General features: G+C 60.2%; 17 protein-coding genes. 13 read left to right on the forward strand and 4 right to left on the reverse strand.

The annotated features are described in order from the left end of the window. Positions 1-42: 42 nt before the first annotated feature. The 6 genes from ACR0DB_RS02330 (at position 43) to mdoH (ending at position 9,000) form a co-directional block, all read left to right on the forward strand. Positions 43-1,662, forward strand: coding sequence for a thiamine pyrophosphate-binding protein (locus ACR0DB_RS02330; protein WP_480548614.1), 1,620 nt, complete (start codon positions 43-45; stop codon positions 1,660-1,662). Next, a complete protein-coding gene (locus ACR0DB_RS02335; protein ID WP_170782733.1) occupies positions 1,649-2,833 on the forward strand; it encodes a CaiB/BaiF CoA transferase family protein in 1,185 nt (394 codons plus the stop codon). Before ACR0DB_RS02330 ends, ACR0DB_RS02335 begins: the two co-directional genes overlap by 14 nt. 181 nt (positions 2,834-3,014) lie before the next feature. After that, complete coding sequence (locus ACR0DB_RS02340; protein ID WP_480548616.1) at positions 3,015-4,385, forward strand: tetratricopeptide repeat protein; 1,371 nt, start codon at positions 3,015-3,017, stop codon at positions 4,383-4,385. A 36-nt stretch (positions 4,386-4,421) separates the two neighbouring features. Beyond that, entirely contained in the window at positions 4,422-5,639 is a 1,218-nt protein-coding gene (locus ACR0DB_RS02345) for an OpgC family protein (RefSeq protein WP_480548618.1), read from the forward strand. Then, on the forward strand, positions 5,636-7,135 hold the full coding sequence (locus tag ACR0DB_RS02350) for an OpgD/OpgG family glucan biosynthesis protein (protein ID WP_480548620.1): 1,500 nt from the start codon (positions 5,636-5,638) through the stop codon (positions 7,133-7,135). Before ACR0DB_RS02345 ends, ACR0DB_RS02350 begins: the two co-directional genes overlap by 4 nt. Then, on the forward strand, positions 7,132-9,000 hold the full coding sequence (gene mdoH, locus ACR0DB_RS02355) for a glucans biosynthesis glucosyltransferase MdoH (RefSeq protein ID WP_480548622.1): 1,869 nt from the start codon (positions 7,132-7,134) through the stop codon (positions 8,998-9,000). Before ACR0DB_RS02350 ends, mdoH begins: the two co-directional genes overlap by 4 nt. On the opposite strand, the gene ACR0DB_RS02360 is transcribed toward mdoH, so the two are convergent. Next, on the reverse strand, positions 9,001-9,825 hold the full coding sequence (locus tag ACR0DB_RS02360; RefSeq protein ID WP_480548624.1) for a CE1 family esterase: 825 nt from the start codon (positions 9,823-9,825) through the stop codon (positions 9,001-9,003). It lies immediately after the preceding gene. Then, positions 9,822-10,295, reverse strand: a complete 474-nt coding sequence (locus tag ACR0DB_RS02365; RefSeq protein ID WP_480548626.1) for a rhodanese-like domain-containing protein — start codon at positions 10,293-10,295, stop codon at positions 9,822-9,824. Before ACR0DB_RS02365 ends, ACR0DB_RS02360 begins: the two co-directional genes overlap by 4 nt. A gap of 221 nt (positions 10,296-10,516) precedes the next feature. Between ACR0DB_RS02365 and ACR0DB_RS02370 the strand changes: the two genes are divergently transcribed. From ACR0DB_RS02370 to selD, 7 genes are read left to right on the forward strand one after another with little or no spacing between them, the layout of a single operon-like run. Beyond that, positions 10,517-13,387 carry a monovalent cation/H+ antiporter subunit A gene (locus tag ACR0DB_RS02370; RefSeq protein ID WP_480548628.1) on the forward strand — a complete coding sequence of 957 codons (2,871 nt, stop codon included), beginning with the start codon at positions 10,517-10,519 and terminating at the stop codon, positions 13,385-13,387. Beyond that, positions 13,387-13,746, forward strand: coding sequence for a Na+/H+ antiporter subunit C (locus ACR0DB_RS02375; protein WP_480548630.1), 360 nt, complete (start codon positions 13,387-13,389; stop codon positions 13,744-13,746). The genes ACR0DB_RS02370 and ACR0DB_RS02375 overlap by 1 nt, the downstream gene beginning before the upstream one ends. Then, positions 13,743-15,287, forward strand: coding sequence for a monovalent cation/H+ antiporter subunit D (locus ACR0DB_RS02380; RefSeq protein WP_480548632.1), 1,545 nt, complete (start codon positions 13,743-13,745; stop codon positions 15,285-15,287). The genes ACR0DB_RS02375 and ACR0DB_RS02380 overlap by 4 nt, the downstream gene beginning before the upstream one ends. Then, entirely contained in the window at positions 15,284-15,784 is a 501-nt protein-coding gene (locus ACR0DB_RS02385) for a Na+/H+ antiporter subunit E (RefSeq protein ID WP_174839409.1), read from the forward strand. Before ACR0DB_RS02380 ends, ACR0DB_RS02385 begins: the two co-directional genes overlap by 4 nt. Continuing rightward, a complete protein-coding gene (locus ACR0DB_RS02390; protein ID WP_170770632.1) occupies positions 15,784-16,053 on the forward strand; it encodes a K+/H+ antiporter subunit F in 270 nt (89 codons plus the stop codon). Before ACR0DB_RS02385 ends, ACR0DB_RS02390 begins: the two co-directional genes overlap by 1 nt. Positions 16,054-16,060: 7 nt before the next feature. Further along, a complete protein-coding gene (locus tag ACR0DB_RS02395) occupies positions 16,061-16,447 on the forward strand; it encodes a Na+/H+ antiporter subunit G (protein ID WP_170770191.1) in 387 nt (128 codons plus the stop codon). Positions 16,448-16,452: 5 nt separating this feature from the next. Next, the gene (gene selD / locus ACR0DB_RS02400; RefSeq protein WP_480548634.1) at positions 16,453-18,612 is read left to right on the forward strand and encodes a selenide, water dikinase SelD; all 2,160 of its coding nucleotides are present in this window, start codon (positions 16,453-16,455) and stop codon (positions 18,610-18,612) included. Here the strand turns inward: selD and mnmH are convergent. Beyond that, positions 18,603-19,655 (reverse strand): tRNA 2-selenouridine(34) synthase MnmH, encoded by a 1,053-nt coding sequence (gene mnmH, locus ACR0DB_RS02405; protein ID WP_480548636.1) that lies wholly within the window; start codon positions 19,653-19,655, stop codon positions 18,603-18,605. The genes selD and mnmH overlap by 10 nt on opposite strands. A 44-nt stretch (positions 19,656-19,699) precedes the next feature. Next, complete coding sequence (locus tag ACR0DB_RS02410) at positions 19,700-20,365, reverse strand: SOS response-associated peptidase (RefSeq protein WP_480548638.1); 666 nt, start codon at positions 20,363-20,365, stop codon at positions 19,700-19,702. Between the last annotated feature and the right edge of the window lie 9 nt (positions 20,366-20,374).

Below are 20,374 nucleotides of genomic sequence, written 5' to 3' on the forward strand. Positions count from 1 at the left end.
CCTCCGCAATCTGCTGTGAAACAGTTTTTCGGAGCATGACTTATGCAAGACCTCTCGCCCCGCGCAGCGGACCTTCTGGCCCAACGTTTGTACGAGGCCGGATGTCGCCACGCCTTTGGAATGCCCGGTGGTGAGGTTCTGACCCTTGTCGATGCGCTGGAAAAGGCCGGGATCACCTTTCACCTGACCAAGCATGAAAACGCCGCCGGTTTCATGGCCGAGGCCGTGCATCACCGCGACGGCGCGCCTGCCATTCTGGTTGCCACCCTTGGCCCCGGTGCGATGAACGGGATCAACGTGGTCGCCAATGCCTTGCAAGACCGGGTGCCGATGATCGTGCTGACCGGCTGCGTCGATGCCGATGAAGCGCTGACCTATACCCATCAGGTAATGGATCACGCGCAGGTCTATCGCTCGATCACCAAGGGGACGTTTACGCTGACCGCCAAAGGCGCAGACATTGTTGCCGATAAGGCGGTTACGTTGGCCAATCAACCGCGCCCCGGTCCGGTGCATATCGACGTGCCGATCTCGGTCGCGGATACCCGCGTGTCGGGGGTGAAACCGCGCCGCCGCGCCAAGATCGCCACTGTGTCGCCTGCGGGCGACTGCGTTGAGAAAGCCCGCCGTTGGGTGTCGCAGGCCGAACGGCCCATCGCAATTGTCGGGTTGGATGTTCTCTATGACGACTCGCGCAACGTGGTGCAGGCATTTCTGGAGCATTTCGACATCCCATTTGTGACGACCTACAAGGCCAAGGGCGTAGTCCCCGAGGATCACCCTCTGTGTCTGGGCGGCGCAGGCCTCTCGCCGTTGGCCGACAAACATCTGGTTCCGCTGGTCGAACAGGCCGATTTGGTGCTGTGTCTGGGCTATGACCCGATCGAAATGCGCCCCGGCTGGCGTGAGATCTGGGACCCAGCGGAAAAGCGCGTGATCGACGTCTCGGCTGTGCCCAATGACCATTACATGCATCAGGCGGGGCTGAATTTGGTCGCGCATACGGGCGAGACGCTGGAGGCCATTGCCAAAGGCACCCCGTCGCGCAAGACTTGGCTGGGTGGCGAACCCGCGCAAGTCAAAGCCGCTTTGGCGCAGGCGTTTCCCACGGATGACGACTGGGGTCCCGCGGCGGTTATCGCTGAGACCCGCGCTGCCCTGCCCGCCAACACGCTGGCGACAGCCGACAGCGGCGCGCATCGCATCCTGCTGAGCCAAATGTGGGATTGCTCTGAGGAACGCGGGCTGATCCAGTCCTCGGCCCTGTGTACCATGGGCTGTGCCGTGCCGATGGCGATTGGCCTGAAACTTGCCGAACCCGACCGCCCGGTGATCAGCTTCTCGGGTGATGCCGGGTTCCTGATGGTTGCCGGAGAGCTTTCGACAGCAGCCGAGATGGGGGGAAACCCAATCTTTCTGGTCTTTGTCGATGCAAGCCTTGCGCTGATCGAGCTGAAACAGCGCCAGCGCCAGATGGGCAATACGGGCGTGGATTTCGACCGCCACGACTTTGCCGCCATGGGCCGCGCGTTCGGCGGCAACGGCCACACGGTGCGCAACCGCGAGGAGCTGCGCGCGGCGCTGGACGCGGCGGTCAAGGCCGACAGCTTTACCGTCATCGCCGCCGAGATCGACCGTGGAGGCTATGATGGCCGGATTTGAGGGGCCGCTGACGGGCGTCAAGGTTCTGGACCTGTCCCGCATTCTGGCAGGACCGACCTGCACGCAATTGCTGGGCGATCTGGGCGCCAACGTGATCAAGATCGAAAACCCGGCAACCGGCGGCGATGATACGCGGCAGTGGGGTCCACCTTATGTGACGGACGCGGATGGGAATGCATCGGACCTAAGCGCTTATTTCATGTCGGCCAACCGCAACAAGAAATCTGTGGCCATCGACATCACCACCCCCGAGGGTCAGGCGGAAATCCGACGCATCGCCTCGCACGCGGACATTCTGATCGAGAACTTCAAACCCGGCGGGCTGGCGAAATACGGCTTGGATTACAAAACCTTGTCGCAGGAATTTCCCAGCCTCGTTTATTGCTCGATCTCGGGCTATGGGCAGGATGGGCCGAACGCATCGAAACCCGGGTATGACCTGATGGCGCAGGGCTATGGCGGGATCATGTCGCTGACCGGCGACCCCGAAGGCGCGCCGATGAAGGTGGGCGTGGGCATCGCTGACGTGATGTGCGGCATGTACGCGACCGTCGGTATTCTGGCCGCGCTACGTCACCGGGATCAAACAGGTGAGGGCCAGCAGATCGACCTTGCGCTGGTCGACGCGCAAATTGCGTGGCTGATCAATGAGGGCGTGAATTACCTGACCTCTGGCAACGTCCCTCAACGGCGCGGAAATGGGCACCCGAATATCGTGCCCTATGACGTCTATCAAACGGCGGACGGGCACGTGATCCTGGCGGTTGGCAACGACAGCCAATTTAGACGGTTCTGTGACTTCATCGGGCAGCCTGCCCTGGCGGACGATCCCCGTTTTGCGACCAACCCATCACGTCTGGAACATCGTGATGCGCTGAATGCAATTCTGCGCCCAGCCGTACAAAACTATGACACTGAAACCGTCATTGCCGAGCTTGAGAGTCGCAAAGTGCCTGTGGGCCCGGTGCAGACTTTGGATCAGGTTTTTGCCACCGATCAGGTCGCCGCAAGGCAGATGCAGATCGCCATGCAAGCCGACCCGGCACAGGTGAATCTGATCGGAAATCCGCTGAAACTGTCCAAAACGCCTGTAACATATCGCAGTGCTCCACCGACCTTTGGCGCGGACACTCAGGCCGTTCTGAACGCCGAAAACCCGTTTGAAGACTGAAACACAATGCCTAATTCGGCGGCATGTTGCTGAAACATGCCGTTGAATCGGCGGTTTTTTTCACGTTTTGCACACACAGCATTTCACCAATTCGAGAGGTCGGTCGATACTGATACGACCCGACTAGAGTCTCTGGTAAGTCGAATATTGTACTAATTCTCACACGGATCGGACCACGAGCATGAAACAAGACGTTTTCGGACAGATGAACACCCTGAGCCATTCGGCTAGCGCCGAGGCGTGGGATGGCGTGCTGCTCGGGTTCATGGCGCATGCGGCGGTGACGCCTCAGCATCTGGGAAAAGTCTTGGAGCTTGAGCCTGATTTTGCCCTGGGCCATGCGATCAAAGGTCTGTTCATGGTTCTGCTGGGCCGCCGCGAGATGATGCCTGTCGCCGTCGAGGCTCTGGCCGCTGCCAATGCAGCCATGACGCGTCAACCGGTAACCGCACGCGAACGCCTGTATGTGCAGGCGCTGGAGTTGTATCTGGCCGATCTCCCCTCGCAAGCCGTTCAGAAATTCGAGGAAATCCTGCGCGCCAATCCGCAAGACTCGCTGGCGATGAAGCTTAGCCATGCCACCCGCTTTGTTCTGGGCGACGCCGAAGGCATGCGTCGCTCGATCGAACGTGTGATGCCGGCGTATGAGCCTGATCACGCGGGCCGTGGATATCTGTTGGGCTGCCATTCTTTCGCGCTGGAAGAAACCGGCGCCTATGAGAAGGCCGAGATTGCAGGCCGTCAAGCGCTGTGGATGGTGTCAGATGACGCATGGGGCCTACACGCGGTGGCCCACGTGCATGAGATGACCGGTAACGCACAGTTGGGTCTGGATTGGCTGGCCGGGCGCGAGGACGCCTGGTCGCATTGCAACAACTTTCGCTATCACGTCTGGTGGCACAAAGCGCTGATGCATCTGGATCTGGGACAGGTCGATCAGGTGATGGAGCTGTATGACAATTACATCCGTCAAGACAAAACCGACGATTACCGCGATATCTCGAACGCGACCTCGTTGTTGTCGCGTCTGGAGCTTGAGGGCGTAAATGTCGGCAATCGCTGGGAAGAACTGGCTGACCTGAGCGCCAATCGCACCGAAGACGGCTGCCTGATCTTTGCCGACCTGCACTATCTCCTGGCCCTCACTGGCGATAACCGGGACGAGGCGACCGGAAAGATGCTGAAACGCATCCAGAAAGACGCCCAGCGCAATCAGGGCGACACCCCGATCCGCATGTCCGATCCAGGCGTTGCAGCAGCCAAAGGGTTGGAAGCCTTTGGCGACGGCCTGTATGGCCAAGCCTTTGATTTCCTTTCTACAGCACGTGACGGAATGCAACTTGCAGGTGGCAGTCACGCGCAACGTGATGTATTCGAGCGCATCACAATTGATTCCGGCCTGCGCGCCGGGCGTCTGGATGCAGTCGAGCGCATCCTGGATGACCGCCGCGCAAAACGGGCTGGTGGCGAGGACAATTACGCCCTTGCGCGCCGCGCATTGATCGACGCGGCACGCGATGACGGAGACGCGCAAAGCGTTCCGGCTGAATAACAAAAACAAAAAAGACCAAAGAAGGACAGAACACGTATGGCGACAGCATCGCCCGCTTCTGATTTTGCGCCTGTGGCGGCCCAAGCAGCCGCCCCTGCCCGCGTGCGCGACCCGCGGCTGGATTTCTATCGCGGCATCGCAATGTTCATCATCCTGATCGCCCATATCCCGAACGACCCCTGGGCCAGATGGATTCCAGCGCGGTTCGGCTATTCGGATGCAACCGAGATTTTCGTATTCTGCTCGGGGATGGCCTCGGCCATTGCGTTTGGTGGGGCCTTTGCCCGCAAGGGTTGGTGGATGGGAACGGCTCGCGTGGCGTTCCGCATCTGGCAGGTCTACTGGGCGCATATCTGCCTGTTTTTCTTTGTGGCCATGTCGATGGCGGCGCTGGACCAGACGGGTTTCTTCGAGAAAACATACATTTCCTCACTGAACCTCCAGCACTTCTTCAACGATCCCGCGCCACAGATGGTCGGTCTGTTCACGCTGACATACGTGCCGAACTACTTTGACATCCTGCCAATGTATCTGGTGGTTTTGGCGCTGATGCCTGTTTACATGGGCCTGTACCGCGTCGGGTTCTGGGCCGTGGCCGCCACGTCGATTGCGATTTGGCTGGTGGCACAAACCGGCGCGCTGGCCCTGCCGGCCGAGCCTTGGTCGGACCGTCAGTGGTTCTTCAACCCCTTCGGCTGGCAGTTGCTGTTCTTTACCGGCTTTGCCTTCATGCGCGGGTGGATCCCTGCCCCGCCCGTATCGAAAACCCTGATCTGGGCTGCTGTGCTGTTCCTGATCCTGTCGGCCCCGTTTGGATCTTGGAAGGTCTTTACCTGGATCAACAATGCCGCGCCTGAATTGGGTGCCGTGCTGCGCAAGGGCTGGCCCTTGACCTCGGAACTGCGGGGCAAGACCGAGTTTGGCCTGCTGCGCTATGTCCACTTCCTCTCACTGGCCTATCTGGGCTGGGTCGTCGCGGGTGAGCATGGCCATCGCCTGATCGCAACCGGTCAGGGTGCAGCGGCGAAAGTGTGGGAATTCCTGCTGACCGTTATCACCAAGGTCGGGCAGCAATCGCTGGCGGTTTTCGTCTTTTCCATGGCAGCAGCGCGCCTGATCGGCGTTGGGCTGGACCTGAGTGGGCGAGATGTTGCCAGCGTTTTCATCGCCAACATTATTGGCTTTGCCATGATCATCGGCGTGGCCTATCTGGCCGGTTGGTTCAAGTCACACCCCTGGAAGTCTAAAAAATGAATTTCACACGTCGCGCATTTTTGGCCTCAACTTCGGCGCTTGCTTTCGCTCCGGCCACTTTTGCTGCCGGGGGCGAGGTCCCCTTTGACCGCAACGATGTGATCGCGCTGGCTCGGGAACTGGCCAGCCAACCCTATGCCGAGCGTGAGATGGTTCCGCAGGAATGGCAGGACCTGACGTATCAGCAGTATCGCTCGATCCGGTTCCGGTTGGACCGTGCGCTGTGGTACGAAACCCAGACGCCGTTCAATGTCGATTTCTTTACGCCGGGCTTGTACTTCCCGCGCACTGTTAAGGTTTCAACGGTCGAGGACGGGATGACCACCCCGGTTACGTTCGATCTGTCGATGTTCGACAAATCCGAAGACGTGCCGACCCTGCCCATCGACGACACGCTGGGGTTCTCGGGCTTGCGCCTTCGCACCGAAATGCACCGCCCCGGTAAGACCGATGAGTTCTGCGTCTGGCAAGGCGCCAGCTATTTCCGCGCCATTGGTCTGCACGAGGTTTACGGGCTGTCCGCGCGTGGTCTGGCCCTAAAAACAGGGGACCCGGATGGTGAGGAATTTCCCGAATTCATCCGCTTTTGGCTGGAACGACCCAAACCCGGCCAGCGCAACATGGTCGTCCACGCGCTGATGGACAGCCCCAGCGTGACCGGGGCCTATCGGTTCAACGTCACCGCCGGGGCCGACTGCATCATGGATGTCGAAGCAACACTTTTCCCCCGCGAAGAGCTGCCCCATGTGGGCATCGCGCCCGGCACCTCGATGTTCCTGTTCGACCAGACCAACCACAGCCGGTTTGACGATTTCCGCCCCGCCGTTCATGACAGCGATGGCTTAATGGTTCGCAATGGCGCGGGTGAGGTGCTGTGGCGGCCTTTGGCCAACCCTACCCGCCTGCAGATTTCGTCGTTCGTGGATACGAACCCACGCGGCTTTGGCCTGATGCAGCGGAAACGCAAGTTTTCCGACTATGCGGATCTTGAGGCGAATTATCACAAGCGCCCCGGCCTGTGGGTGGAACCAAAGGGCGATTGGGGTAAAGGCACCGTGACGCTGGTCGAGATTCCGGCGGATCAGGAAATCTACGACAACATCGTCGCCTATTGGCGCCCGGCCGAGCCCTATGCCGCCGGCAGCCAGATCGACATGTCCTATCGTTTGATCTGGGGCGAAGAACCCCAGCGCACCCCTATGCCGCGCGTGATCAACACCGCGATGGGCGACAATACCTTCGGCGACGGACGTCTGGCAGTGATCGATTTTGAGGCTTCGGACCTGTTCGATGACCCCGAGGCGATGACCATCTTTGTTGACTCGCCCCATGCCGAGACCTCAGACGGCGTGCTGCAACGCAATCCCGATACCGGCGGCTTGCGGCTGGCCTTCTCTTTCCAGCCGGGAGAACGGAACCACGTAGAGCTGCGCGCGCAGCTTCTGAAGGACAAACAGCCCGCCTCTGAGGTGTGGCTATATCGTTGGACCACATGAGCCGCGATCTGCATATCATGCCGCCCGAGGCCCCTCTGGCGATGCCCGCGCAGGATTTCAGCGCCGGGTTTCGGGATGCACAGGTACCGAATGGCAAGCGCGCCTCGGCCGGGTTCTGGCGCGCGCTGGCCTTTTCGCCTGCGATGGCGGCCACTTTGGGGCTGCTTTGGGTGATGTCCGACTGGTTCGGGGCCGAAGGGATCAACCTGATCGAAGGCATCCTGCTGGCGTTGATCTCGTTTAACTTTTTCTGGATTTCTTTCACGGTCTGCACCGTGCTCCTGGGTATGGTATCCTTGTCGCGGCAGGAACAGCCCAAACGCGAAGGCCGCCCTCAGCCCCTGCGCGTGGCGCTCTTGACACCCGTCTACAACGAGGTGCCGTGGAACGTGCTGGGCAATGCCCGCACCATGCTGGAGGATCTGAGTAAGCGCGGTGGTCAGCATCACTATGCCATGTTCATCCTGTCCGACACGCGCGACCCCGAGATCGCCACGCAGGAACAAGACAGCGTCGAGGCGCTGCGCACAACCCTAGCGCCGGGACTTGAGCTGTATTACCGCCGTCGTCCTGAAAACACTGACCGCAAGGTGGGCAATATCGCCGATTGGGTCAGCCGCTGGGGGGCTGATTGGGATGCGATGCTGGTGTTGGACGCCGACAGTCTGATGACCGGCCGTGCCATCACCCGCCTAACCGACGCCTTGGCGCGTGACCCCGGAGCCGGTCTGATCCAGAGCTACCCGCAACTGATCGGCGCGCAATCGGTATTTGCCCGGATGCAGCAATTTGCCAACGGCGTCTACGGCATCGCCTTTGCCGAAGGTCTGGCCCGTTGGTGTGGGCAAGAGGGCAATTATTGGGGCCACAACGCTATCATCCGCACGCGCGCCTTTGCCTCAAGCGCGGGCCTGCCCAAACTGCGCGCTTTCAATGGTCAGGAAAAGCTGATCATGAGCCACGATTTTGTTGAGGCCGGACTGCTGCGCCGCGCCGGGTGGGCCGTGCGCTTCCTGCCGCGCATTCGCGGATCCTATGAAGAGACGCCTCCGACACTGATCGACCACGCGCTGCGGGACCGGCGCTGGTGTCAGGGCAACCTGCAACACCTGAAATTGCTGAGCTCGACCGGGTTCCGCGCGGTGTCCCGCTTCCACATGTTCCATGGTGCGGTCGGGTATCTGATGTCGCCCTTGTGGTTTGCTCTGCTGGTTATGTGGGCACTGATCGGTCAGGGAGAGGACGCCTCGGTCCTGTATTATTTCAGCCCCGACAATCCACTGTTCCCGCAATGGCCCGAGATGTCGGAAACCCGCCATATGCTGATCATTCTCGTTATGTATGCCATGTTGCTGGCCCCCAAGGTGCTGGGCGTTCTGGCCCTGCCGCTCAGCGGTGTGCGCTATTCGGATTTTGGCGGCGGCTTCAAATTCCTGACTTCGTTTTTGTCCGAGGTCATTCTGTCGATCCTCTACGCGCCGATCCTGATGGTGCAACAGATGATCGCTGTGTTCCGCACCGCATTCGGTGTGCAAAAGGGCTGGTCCCCACAGGCGCGCGACGGGGGCAGCTATGGGCTGCGTACTCTGATCCTGTGCCATGCTCTGGAAACCGTCAGCGGCGTAGCGTTGAGTGTCGGCATCCTGTCCGGGCTGGTCTCGGTCTGGCTGGCCCCGATAGCGATCAGCCTGGCCTTCGCGATCCCGCTTTCTGCACTCAGCGGAGTGTCTTCGGGCCCTGCGCGCCGCATGGTCGGGATGAAAGAGGATGTGAAGGAACCCGCGATCACACGCTCGGCCCGCCGTCACAGAGACGAGTTGAAGCGCTTGATCGAAGGTAAAGGCGTGATGACCCCGGCAGAGTGATCAGCCGCCGGGCAGGCCTTCGTACCAGTCCACCATCATGTCCGCCCACCCTTTGGGCATTGTGTGCCCTCCAGGGAACAGCGCAAACTCCAGTGCACTGCCATCTGCACAGCCACTCCAATACCGGCGCATAAAAGGGCCGGTCGTCGAAAACCCGCTGGGCTTGGTATCGACGCAGCCATTGGCGATGCGCCAGATTTCCAGCCCGGCAAAGATATCACCCTGATGGAACCGGCCACCGCCCAGCAAACGCCCTTCGAGCGGAACCACATTGTCGGTCCAGCCATGGGTGTGAAACATTCGGATCGGCCCTTCGCAGGCCTCAGGGTGAGGTCGCCAGAACCCGCCTGACACGGGCACATAGGCCGAAAATGTCTCGGGCGCATCGCAGGCCAGGTAATTGACCATGAACCCACCGGCCGAGAAACCACCCAGAATAACCCGCTCGGCATCAATACCAAACTTGTCAGCGGCGTCCTGAACGACCTCGGTCAGAAAGGCGGTTTCATCCCTGTCGCCGAAACCGGGATAGAAGTTCCAGCTTTTGACACCGGGGCGGTTGGCGCGCTCAAGCCCCTCGGGTGCCATCACCGCATAGCCACGAGACAACAAGGGTTTGACCATGCCGCGGTTCTTCATCGTGCCGGTCCCGCTACCGCCATAGCCGTGCAGGAAAACGACCAGCGGCGGGTTTTCCGCCTTGGGCAGTTCGATGTGATATTCGCCCATTTCAGTGCGGCAGGCACCGTCCTGATCAGCGCAGGCGGCATGGGCCGACTGCCCGGCGAATGCGGCCACAACAGCCAGCACGGCGGCTCGGATCATTGAACGGCCTCCTCATAAGTTCCAACCGGCAACCCCGACCGGACCCAACCGGGCCCTGCGGCCGAGCCTAGCATCCCTTCGGGCACATCGATGATATTGGTAAAGCCTGCTTCGCTCAGCCGGTTGCTGAGCCGCGCGGACCGAACCCCACGCGCGCAGATCAGTGCAACGGGTGCAGACCTGTCGCCGTCGGTCAGTTGATCCAGCGCCTGAATGAAATCATCGCGGCGCATATCCAGCGGATAGGCACCCTCACCCACACCTGTTGCATCCCATTCGCGCGGGGTTCGAATATCCAGCAACAGCACGTCGCCCGACACGGCCTGTTCATGCGCCGCCTGCACACTGAGATGCCCACCCGCATAGCTGGGCGGGATCAACCGGTATTCCCGGATCGCAAAACCCGCTGCAACGGCGGCCCCGCCGCCGAAAAGAATCCACCTGCGGGTGCGGATCGTCTTGTCTGGCACGTCGTGCCCTCCTGTGTGGTCAGATACGTATTACCATATTGAACACCGCAAATCCGCGTTCAATTCAGAGAGCCGGATCAAGTTCATGTCAGGATTTTTTCAAAAACCGCAATTTGGCGACATCGGTAGGTCAAACAGCGGTACTTGCAATAGCTGGACAGTTCGAAAATTATCCTTACAAAATCAGGGTTATCTTGACCGCCCAGACCGGAGTATCGCACTTGTCCCTATTCCTCATCGCGGCCCTTCCCTTTCTTGGTGCTGTATTTCCAGCTCTACTGATCAGGGCAGGACGAAATGCAGCTGCTTCGGCTGCGGGCCTCACCACATTCCTGGCACTGATGGGCGTCTTGATCCATATCCCCACGATCATGCGCGGCGAGGTCGTGACCGCCCGGTTCGACTGGATCCCCATCTTGGGCCTGAACGCGAATTTCATGATGGACGGGCTGAGTTTTCTGTTTGCCCTGCTGATCTTGGGGATCGGACTGCTGATCATCCTCTATGCGCGGTTCTACCTGTCGCGCGAGGACCCGATGGGACAGTTTTACACCTATCTGCTGCTGTTTCAGGGCGCGATGGTGGGGATCGTTCTGTCTGACAACATTTTACTTCTTCTTATTTTCTGGGAACTTACGTCTCTAAGCTCATTCTTATTGATCGGCTATTGGAAACACCTGCCTGAGGGCCGTCAGGGCGCGCGCATGGCACTGGCCGTGACCGGTTCTGGCGGGCTGGCCATGATCGCGGGGATGCTGATTCTGGGCAATATAGTGGGGTCTTACGACCTGAGCGTAATCCTTCAGAACAAGGAGATGATTCAGGCGTCGCCCTATTATCTGCCCGCGCTGATCCTGATCCTGCTGGGCTGTTTCACCAAATCCGCGCAGTTCCCGTTCCACTTCTGGCTGCCGCACGCAATGGCCGCCCCGACGCCTGTGTCGGCCTATCTGCACTCGGCAACCATGGTGAAGGCCGGGTTGTTCCTGATGGCGCGGATGTGGCCGGTTCTGGCGGGCACGGATGCGTGGTTCTATATCGTGGCGACCACCGGTTTGGTGACCATGTTGATCGGTGCGGTGATTGCGCTGTTCAAAGACGACCTCAAGGCGCTGCTGGCCTTTTCAACCGTGTCACATCTGGGCCTGATCACCATGCTGCTGGGCTTTGGCACCAAGTTTGCCGCAGTCGCCGCCGTGTTCCACATCATCAACCACGCGACATTCAAGGCTGCGCTGTTCATGACCGCCGGGATCGTCGATCACGAGACCGGAACCCGGGATATAAAAAAACTGGGCGGGCTGCGCCACCTGATGCCGATCAGCTTTACCATCGGCACTATCGCATCGCTGTCCATGGCGGGTCTGCCGCCACTGAACGGGTTTCTGTCGAAAGAGATGATGCTGGAAGAAACCGTCCACACCACCTGGCTGCATTCGCACTATCTGGTGCCGGGTCTAGCCCTGTTGGCTGCAGTGTTCTCGGCAGCCTATTCATTCCGCTTCATCAGCCATGTGTTTCTTGGCCCCGAGCGTCACGACTATCCGCATCATCCGCATGACCCGCCGGTCGGGCTGTGGCTGGCCCCGGCGTTTCTGGTCGTGCTGGTCGTGCTCATCGGCCTTTATTCCAACGCTATCGTCGGCCCGCTGGTCGCGGTTGTGTCGGATGCGGTCTATGGCGGTGGCAAGCCGCCCTATTACTCGCTGAAACTGTGGCACGGGTTTACGCCCGCGCTTTACATGTCGGTTGTCGCCACACTGGGTGGCCTGTTCCTGCTGTCCCAGCACCGCCGGGGTGAGCAATTCTGGAACGCCTTGCCCCGCCCCGAGGCGAAAACCATATTCGAGGCCGTGATCAGTGCGCTGACTTCGGCAAGCCGCTGGATCACCGACACACTGCATAATGGCGTGATCAGCCGCTATGCCATCATCCTGATCGCCTTTACCGTGGGGCTTGGGTACTACGCCTATGCGACCGGTTCTATCGGCGCGCAGACGCGCGATCCCCTGCCGCTGCAGGTGATCCCAGTGATCGGCTGGATTTGTCTGGTGGGAGCCACCCTGGCCATCATGTGGTTCCACCGCAACCGCCTATTGTCGCTTGTATTGATCGGTGTCGTTGGTCTGATCGTTTCGATGGCCTTCAACTATCTGTCGGCCCCCGACCTTGCGCTGACCCAGATCTCGGTCGAGGTGGTAACGATGATCCTGTTGCTGCTGTCGCTGAACTTTCTGCCCACCGATACGCCTTGGGACAGCAGCGCCGCGCGGCGCTGGCGGGATGCAGCGATCTCGGTCGTAGCGGGGATCGGATCCGGTGCCCTGATCTATGCGCTGATGTTGCGTGACTTTGCCTTTCCCACGATCTCGGAATTCCATCTGGCCAATTCGTACAAGGGTGGAGGCGGCACCAATGTGGTGAACGTCATTCTGGTGGATTTCCGGGGCTTTGATACCTTCGGTGAGATCATCGTTCTGGGCATCGCCGCCCTGATCATCTTTGCCCTGACCGAGTCCGTTCTGGGCACGAATGTGCGCGCCTATCTGCTGAACCGCAAACCACATTGGCCACAGTCGGGGGACTCGCATCCGCTGATGATGGTCGTCGTGACCCGGATGATGATGCCGATCGCGCTGATGGTGGGGGCCTATATCTTTTTCCGTGGGCACAATCAGCCCGGCGGCGGGTTCATCGCCGGTCTGATCGTCGCCATTGCCTATCTGATGCAATACATGGCCAGCGGCTACACTTGGGCCATTGAACGGCAGAGGTTCTACTACCACGGGTCCATCGGATGGGGTGTACTGATCGCCGCTGCTACAGGGATCGGCGCGTGGTTCAACGAGCGCCCGTTCCTGACCAGCGATTTCGGCTATATCCACTGGCCGCCGCTGGAAGAGTTCGAATGGGCTACAGCCATCCTGTTTGACACCGGCGTGTTCCTCGCCGTGCTTGGCGCGGTAATGCTGGCGCTGGACAGCCTGTCGCGTTTTGCGTGGCAGCCGGGCATGGCGCAGGAATTCCCGATGGATATTAACCCGCTGCGGGACCGCGACGCAAAAGACGACAACGAGAAGGAGCAGGCCTGATGGAAGCGCTCGTAGCCTCAGCCGTAGGCGTCATGACCGCTGCCGGGATCTTCCTGATCCTGCGCCGCCGAACCTTTCCCGTCATCCTGGGCCTTTCCCTGCTGACCTATGCGGTGAACGTGTTCCTGTTTGCCACAGGCCGGTTGGCGTTGGATGCACCTGCGGTGCTGAACAAATACAAGGACGTGCCCTATACCGACCCGCTGCCGCAGGCGCTGGTGCTGACGGCCATCGTAATTTCGTTCGGGATGACGGCAGTGATCGTTATGATTGCCCTCTCGGCCTATCTTTCGGCCAAGGATGACCGCATCGACATGCGTGGACAAAACAATACCGACGCGCCGGGAGAAGACGCATGAACCACTGGATCGTCGCTCCGATCGTTCTGCCCGCGATCCTGGCCCCGTTCATCATCATGGTCCTGCGCTATCATCTGGACCTGCAACGCATCTTCTCGGTCGCTGGTGTGGTGGGCCTATTGGGTATTGCCCTGACCATCACCGCGCAGGCCGCTGGCGGAGATATTCTGGTCTATGAGTTGGGCAACTGGCCTGCGCCATTCGGCATCGTTTTGGTACTGGACCGGCTTTCTGCGATGATGGTGCTACTGACCGCGCTGTTGGCCCTGCCTATCGTGCTTTACGCCATCGCCTCGGGCTGGGACGACCGGGGCAAACATTTCCACGCCCTGTTTCACTTCCAGCTCATGGGTGTGTGCGGAGCCTTCCTGACTGGCGACGCCTTTAACCTTTTCGTTTTTTTCGAGGTGCTGCTGATCGCCTCATACGGATTGATGACGCATGGAGGCGGCGCAACCCGCCTGAAAGCAGGCGTGCAATATGTGGCCTATAACCTGCTGGGCTCTACCCTGTTTCTGTTTGCTCTGGGTACGCTTTATGCCGTCACAGGCACGCTGAACATGGCCGATATGGCGGTGCGCGTGGCTGAACTGCCTGCCGAAGATACGGCCTTGCTGCGGGTCGGCGCAGTGCTGCTTCTACTGGTCTTTTGTATCAAGGCCGCCGTTCTTCCGCTGCACTTCTGGTTGCCTGCCAGCTATGCCAACGCGCCGTTACCGGTGGCCGCACTGTTTGCGATCATGACCAAGGTTGGGGCCTATTCGATCCTGCGGATGTACACGCTGGGCTTCGGTCCCGAGGTTGAGGCCACCCAAGGCCTGGTGGGCTCTTGGCTGCAACCAGCGGCTCTGGTGACACTGGCCATTGGCACCATCGGCATTCTGGGCGCACAGCATATCGCGCGGATGGTGGCGTTCTGCGCCATCGCCTCGATGGGAACATTGTTGATCGCAATCTCTTTGTTTACCGAGACCGCTACGGCTGCGGCGCTGTATTACATCTACCACTCGACCCTTGCCACGGCACTGCTGTTTCTGATCGCCGATATGGTGGTCGAACGCCGCAGCGGGTCCATCGCCCCCACCGCGCCGATGCCGCAGAGCGGGCTGATCTCGTCCCTGTTCTTTGTAGGGGCCATCGCCCTGGCTGGGATGCCGCCCCTGTCAGGCTTTATCGGCAAGTTGCTGGTGCTGGATGCCGCGCGAGATGCGCCTGACGCCAACGCGATCTGGGCGGTCGTCCTGATCGGATCCTTCGTGACAATCGTCGGTCTGGCCCGCGCGGGTACGCTGATCTTCTGGAAAAGCCACGATATCCAGCACAATCCTGCGACGGACCTTGAAAAAGAAGAAGAGGCGCTGGCCAGCCCTGCCCCCGAACCCCACCCCGGATTGGCCTTTACATCGGTCTTTGCGGCGGTTCTGGGTCTGGTCCTGCTGACACTCTTTGCGGGTCCGGCGCTGAAATATGCCAGCAACACGGCTGAGCAGCTCTTCACCCCTGAAAACTATATCGCTGCCGTATTGGGAGAAAACGGATGATCAGATTGCTGCACCGGATATTCCCGCACCCGCACCTGACCTTTCTGCTAACGGTGGTGTGGGTGCTGCTGGCCAATACCGGCTCGCTCAACTCGGTGGTGTTCGGGTTGTTGCTGGGGATCATTATCCCCTTTGTCACGCAACCCTATTGGCCCGACCGGCCGAAACTGCGCAACTGGCCGATGATCGCCGAATACATGCTGGTCGTGCTGTGGGACATCGTGATCGCCAATATAACCGTGGCCAGGATCATCCTGTTCAAACGCGATGCCGACCGGCAACCCAACTGGGTCTCGATTCCATTGGAACTGCGCACCCCCGAGGCGATCACCGTGCTGGCCGGAACGATCACCATGACGCCCGGCACAGTCAGCTGTGATCTGTCCGCACAAGGCCATAACTTGCTGGTTCACTGCCTCGACGCCCCCGACCCCGAGGCGGTACGTGACGAGATCAAGCAACGCTATGAGCGCCGCCTGAAGGAGATTTTCGAATGATTGTCACCTATGCCATCTGGTTCGCTTTCGCCTGTTTCGGCGCAGCGATCATGCTGTGTCTCTACCGGATCATCTCGGCCGAGGGGGTCGGCACCCGCGTTCTGGCGCTGGACACGATGGTGATCAACACTATCGCGCTGATGATCCTGTACGGGCTTGCATTGGGGACCGAGATCTTTTTCGAATCCGCCATGATCATTGCCATGCTGGGTTTTGTCTCCACCGTAGCCTATGCGCGCTTCATGCTGCGCGGCAATATCATCGAGTGAGGGCGGCATGACGATTATCTTCGAAATTCTGATTGCTTTCTTTCTGGTCGTTTCTGGCATTTTCGGCTTTGTCGGGTCCTATGGGATGATCAAGCTGAAGGACCCGATGTCGCGCCTGCATGCACCTACCAAGGCCACCACGCTGGGCGTAGGCGGGGTGCTGCTGGCGTCGATCGGCCATTCGGTTCTGCTCGAAGGCAAGCTCTCGCTGCACGAGCTTCTGATCACGCTCTTTTTGTTCCTGACCGCGCCGATCACGGCCCTGTTCATTGCCAAATGGCATATTCATCGCCATGAAAAGCCAAGCGATCTGCCGGATGCGGGCGAGGATGAGCTTTGGGCCACCCACGCGGTCGAGCAGGTCGAGGACGTCCCTGACCACACAGCGAACTGACCCTGATGCATACTTCTCCGCTGCCCCTGACCCGCGATCTGGTTCTTGTCGGCGGCGGCCATACGCACGCGCTGCTGCTGCGCAAATGGGGGATGAACCCCTTGCCCGGCGCACGCGTGACCGTGATCAACCCCGGCCCCACAGCGCCGTATTCCGGCATGTTGCCGGGGTTTGTGGCCGGGCATTACGAACGCGCAGAACTGGATATTGACCTGGTGAGGCTGGCCCGGTTTGCTGGCGCGCGGGTTATCTTGGGCAAGGTCGAGGGGATAGATCTGGATGCCCGTTGCGTGCGCGTACCAGGCCGACCACCCGTGGCGTTTGACGTGGCCTCGGTCAATGTGGGCATCACCTCGGACATGCCCGCCCTGCCCGGATTTTCTGATCACGCGGTGCCCGCCAAACCTCTGGGTCCGTTTGCCGCCAGATGGGGCGAATATCTTGAACGCACGGGCCCTGCTTCGGTCGTTGTGATTGGCGGCGGAGTGGCCGGGGTTGAGTTGGTGATGGCCATGGCCCACGCCCTGCGCGCCAAGGGGCGCGCGGCGCAGGTCACGTTGATCGACAATGCGCAGGCGTTGACGGCGACAGCGGACAAGGCCGCTGCAACCATCCGCAAGGCCATGGAGGGGCTTGGGGTTGACGTGATCGAAGGCGCGACCATTGCAAAGATCACCAGCGAAACCGTCGTGCTGGAAGATGGCCGCCAAATCCCTGCCAGTTTCGTGACAGGCGCAGCCGGAGCGCGCCCATATGCCTGGATGGCTGATACCGGGCTGGAGATGCAGGATGGTTTTATCCGGGTGAACGGCTTCCTCCAGTCCAGCGACCCCGCGATTTTCGCCGCCGGGGATTGCGCGCATCTGTCCGAAAACCCGAGCCCCAAAGCGGGCGTCTACGCGGTGCGCGAGGCGCCAGTCTTGTTCAACAACTTGCGAGCCATGCTCGGGGCGGGCCGGATGCGCCGCTATCAACCGCAGAAGGATTACCTGAAACTGATCTCGCTGGGCGAGAAATCAGCTTTGGGCGAGCGTCTTGGAACCTCGTTCAGTGGCCCGTTGATGTGGCGTTGGAAAAACCACATTGATCAGACCTTTATGAACAAGTTTCGGCACCTGCCGCAGATGGAACCGCCCGAGGTGCCACGGCTTCACGCCAGCGGGTTGCAAGAGGCGTTGGGCAACAAACCCATGTGTGGCGGCTGCGGTGCCAAAGTCGGGCACGGTGCGCTGCACGCTGCATTGAAACACCTGCCCGAGGTACAACGAGCGGACATCCACTCCCTGCCCGGCGACGATGCCGCCCTGGTTCATACTGGTGGCGTGCGGCAGGTCATCACCTCGGACCATCTGCGAAGCGTCTCAGATGATCCAGTACTGATGACACGCATCGCCGCAGTTCATGCCTTGGGCGATATCTGGGCAATGGGCGCTACGCCACAGGCCGCTACAGCGACCATCATCCTACCCCGCATGACGCCCGACTTGCAGCGCAGAACGATGGCCGAAATCATGTCAACTGCCAGTGAAGTCATCCGCCAAGCCGGGGCCGAGATCGTGGGCGGTCACAGTTCCATGGGGGATGAGATGACCATCGGGTTCACCCTGACCGGACTGTGCGCGCGCGCGCCGATCACCCTGTCCGGGGCGCATACGGGCGATGCTTTGATCCTGACCAAACCTCTGGGCAGCGGCGTTCTAATGGCTGCTGAAATGGCCGGCCAAGCCGACGGGGACTGGATCACCAAAGCCTATGAACAGATGACCCACCCGCAAGCTGAAGCGTCTCGGATTCTGGCTGATGCTCACGCGATGACGGATGTCACCGGGTTTGGGCTGGCGGGGCATTTGATGGGCATGTGTCAGGCCTCGGGCTGTGGCGCAACGCTGGATCTGGATGCGATTCCGTTGATGACCGGCGCGCTCGACTTGGCCACGCTGGGGGTCCGGTCCACGATTTTCGACGAAAATCGTTCCATCGCACCGGACCTGCCGTCTGGCGGTAAAGCTGATCTTTTGTTCGATCCGCAAACCGCAGGTGGGCTTTTGGCCGCGGTCGCGACGGATAAGGCTCACAATCTTTGCGAACGGTTGCACAAAGCCGGATATCCAGCTGTGGTGATCGGCCATATGACCGAAGCCGCAGGGCTGCGCCTTCAGGACTGATCCAGAACCGTCTGTACCTGAGAAGCGACCTGCTCCAACCCCTTGGCATCCAGCGTCGGCACATCAACCCGCGCAATCACATCCGCCTTCCGGGCACGGCTGGATTTCGCATAGGCCGGGTCATAGTGTTGCTGCATCAAAGCCTGCGTCAACGCCAGCTTGTCGCCCGCCTCGATCAGGGTAAGCCAACCGTCGACCACCTCATGCCCGCGATGAGACCGGAGCGGAAACAGCCTGTCCCGCAATCGAGCTGTGTCAGATAAAATATCATCATAGGCCCGCACCAGATAAGCCGAGCGCGCCTCAAGCGGTGCGCAGATGTGAATGCGCGGCGCGGCACATAACGCGGTCCACAGTGAGGGCGGCAGGATCAAAGACCCGATCTTGGAAGATTCCGCCTCGACCACCACGGGATGTGCGGGATCAAGGGCGCAGAGCGCCGCCGCAAGCGCGGATTCAAATGCTTTCTGACTAGGTTGACCCCCGGGCTGTTCCCCAAGTAGCGAGCCGCGGTGATTGGCTAACCCTTCCAGGTCCAGCACCTGAACACCGCGGATGTTCAGACGGGCCAGCAATTCAGTCTTAGCAGTTCCGGTGTAGCCATCCAGCGCGAAGAGACGATGCGGCAGAGGGTCCTCGTAGAGATATCGGTTCACCAAACGGCGATAGGTGCGATAGCCGCCCTCGACCACTTCGGCCCGCCAACCGATCTGTTGCAGCATCCAAGTGAATGAGCCCGAGCGTTGCCCACCGCGCCAGCAATAGACCAGAGGTTTCCACCCGCCCTCATGATGCGCCAGGCTGTTTTCGATATGGTTGGCGGCATTGCGAAACACCAGCGCTGCACCCAACTTGCGGGCCAGAAATGGGCTTTGTTGCACATAGATCGTCCCGACCCGCGCGCGTTCTTCATTGTCCAAAACCGGCAAGCTGATCGCACCTGGAAGGTGATCTTCGGCATATTCTGCGGGGCTGCGCACGTCGATCACGATGTCAAACCCATGCGCATAAAGGTCAGGAAGGCTGTGGAATTTCAAAACCATGTCAAAGGTCTATCGCGCGCAAGCTGGATTGCAAAGAAGAACGCTCAACCTGCGACGGGCTCGATCAGGCTCGCTCCGCTGGCCCGGTTGGAGTTCACGGCGGGATCGACCCGGTAATAGCTCAGCAAGCCCTCAGGCCCCGGTACCATCAGACGGGCGGCACCTTTCCCTGCCTCACCCAGCCACAAGGGCCAGTCCTGTGGCTCAAGGATCAGCGGCATTCGATGATGGATCGCACTCAGAGTGTCATTGGCCGAGGTCGTGACGATGGCGCAGGTCGGCTGCCGGGCTTCCTCGGCGCCCCAGTTCTGCCAGACACCAGCAAAGGCGATGGGCGCATGATCGAGGCGATGAATGTACCATGGCAACCTGTTGCCTTGTTCGGTCTTGCTCCATTCATAAAACCCCGTCGCCACGATCAGACAGCGCCTTTCGCGGCAGGCCGCGCGAAAGGCTGGTTTCTCGGCCAGGGTCTCGGCACGCGCGTTGATCAGCAGGGGCCCAGCGGTTTCGGTCTTGTACCAATGCGGCAGGAACCCCCAGCGCATCGGATCCAGGGTCCGCCCGTTTTCGCTCGCGCGCACCACATGTACCTGATTTGTGGGGCAAACATTGAAATTGGGCACAGCCGGCAAGCTGTTGGACGGCCGCGCGGCAAAAAGCTGAGCCATCGCATCATTCGGAAGAGTTATTGCAAACCGTCCGCACATGGGTAATGA

The sequence above is a fragment of the Ruegeria sp. AB6 genome (genome assembly GCF_056542685.1).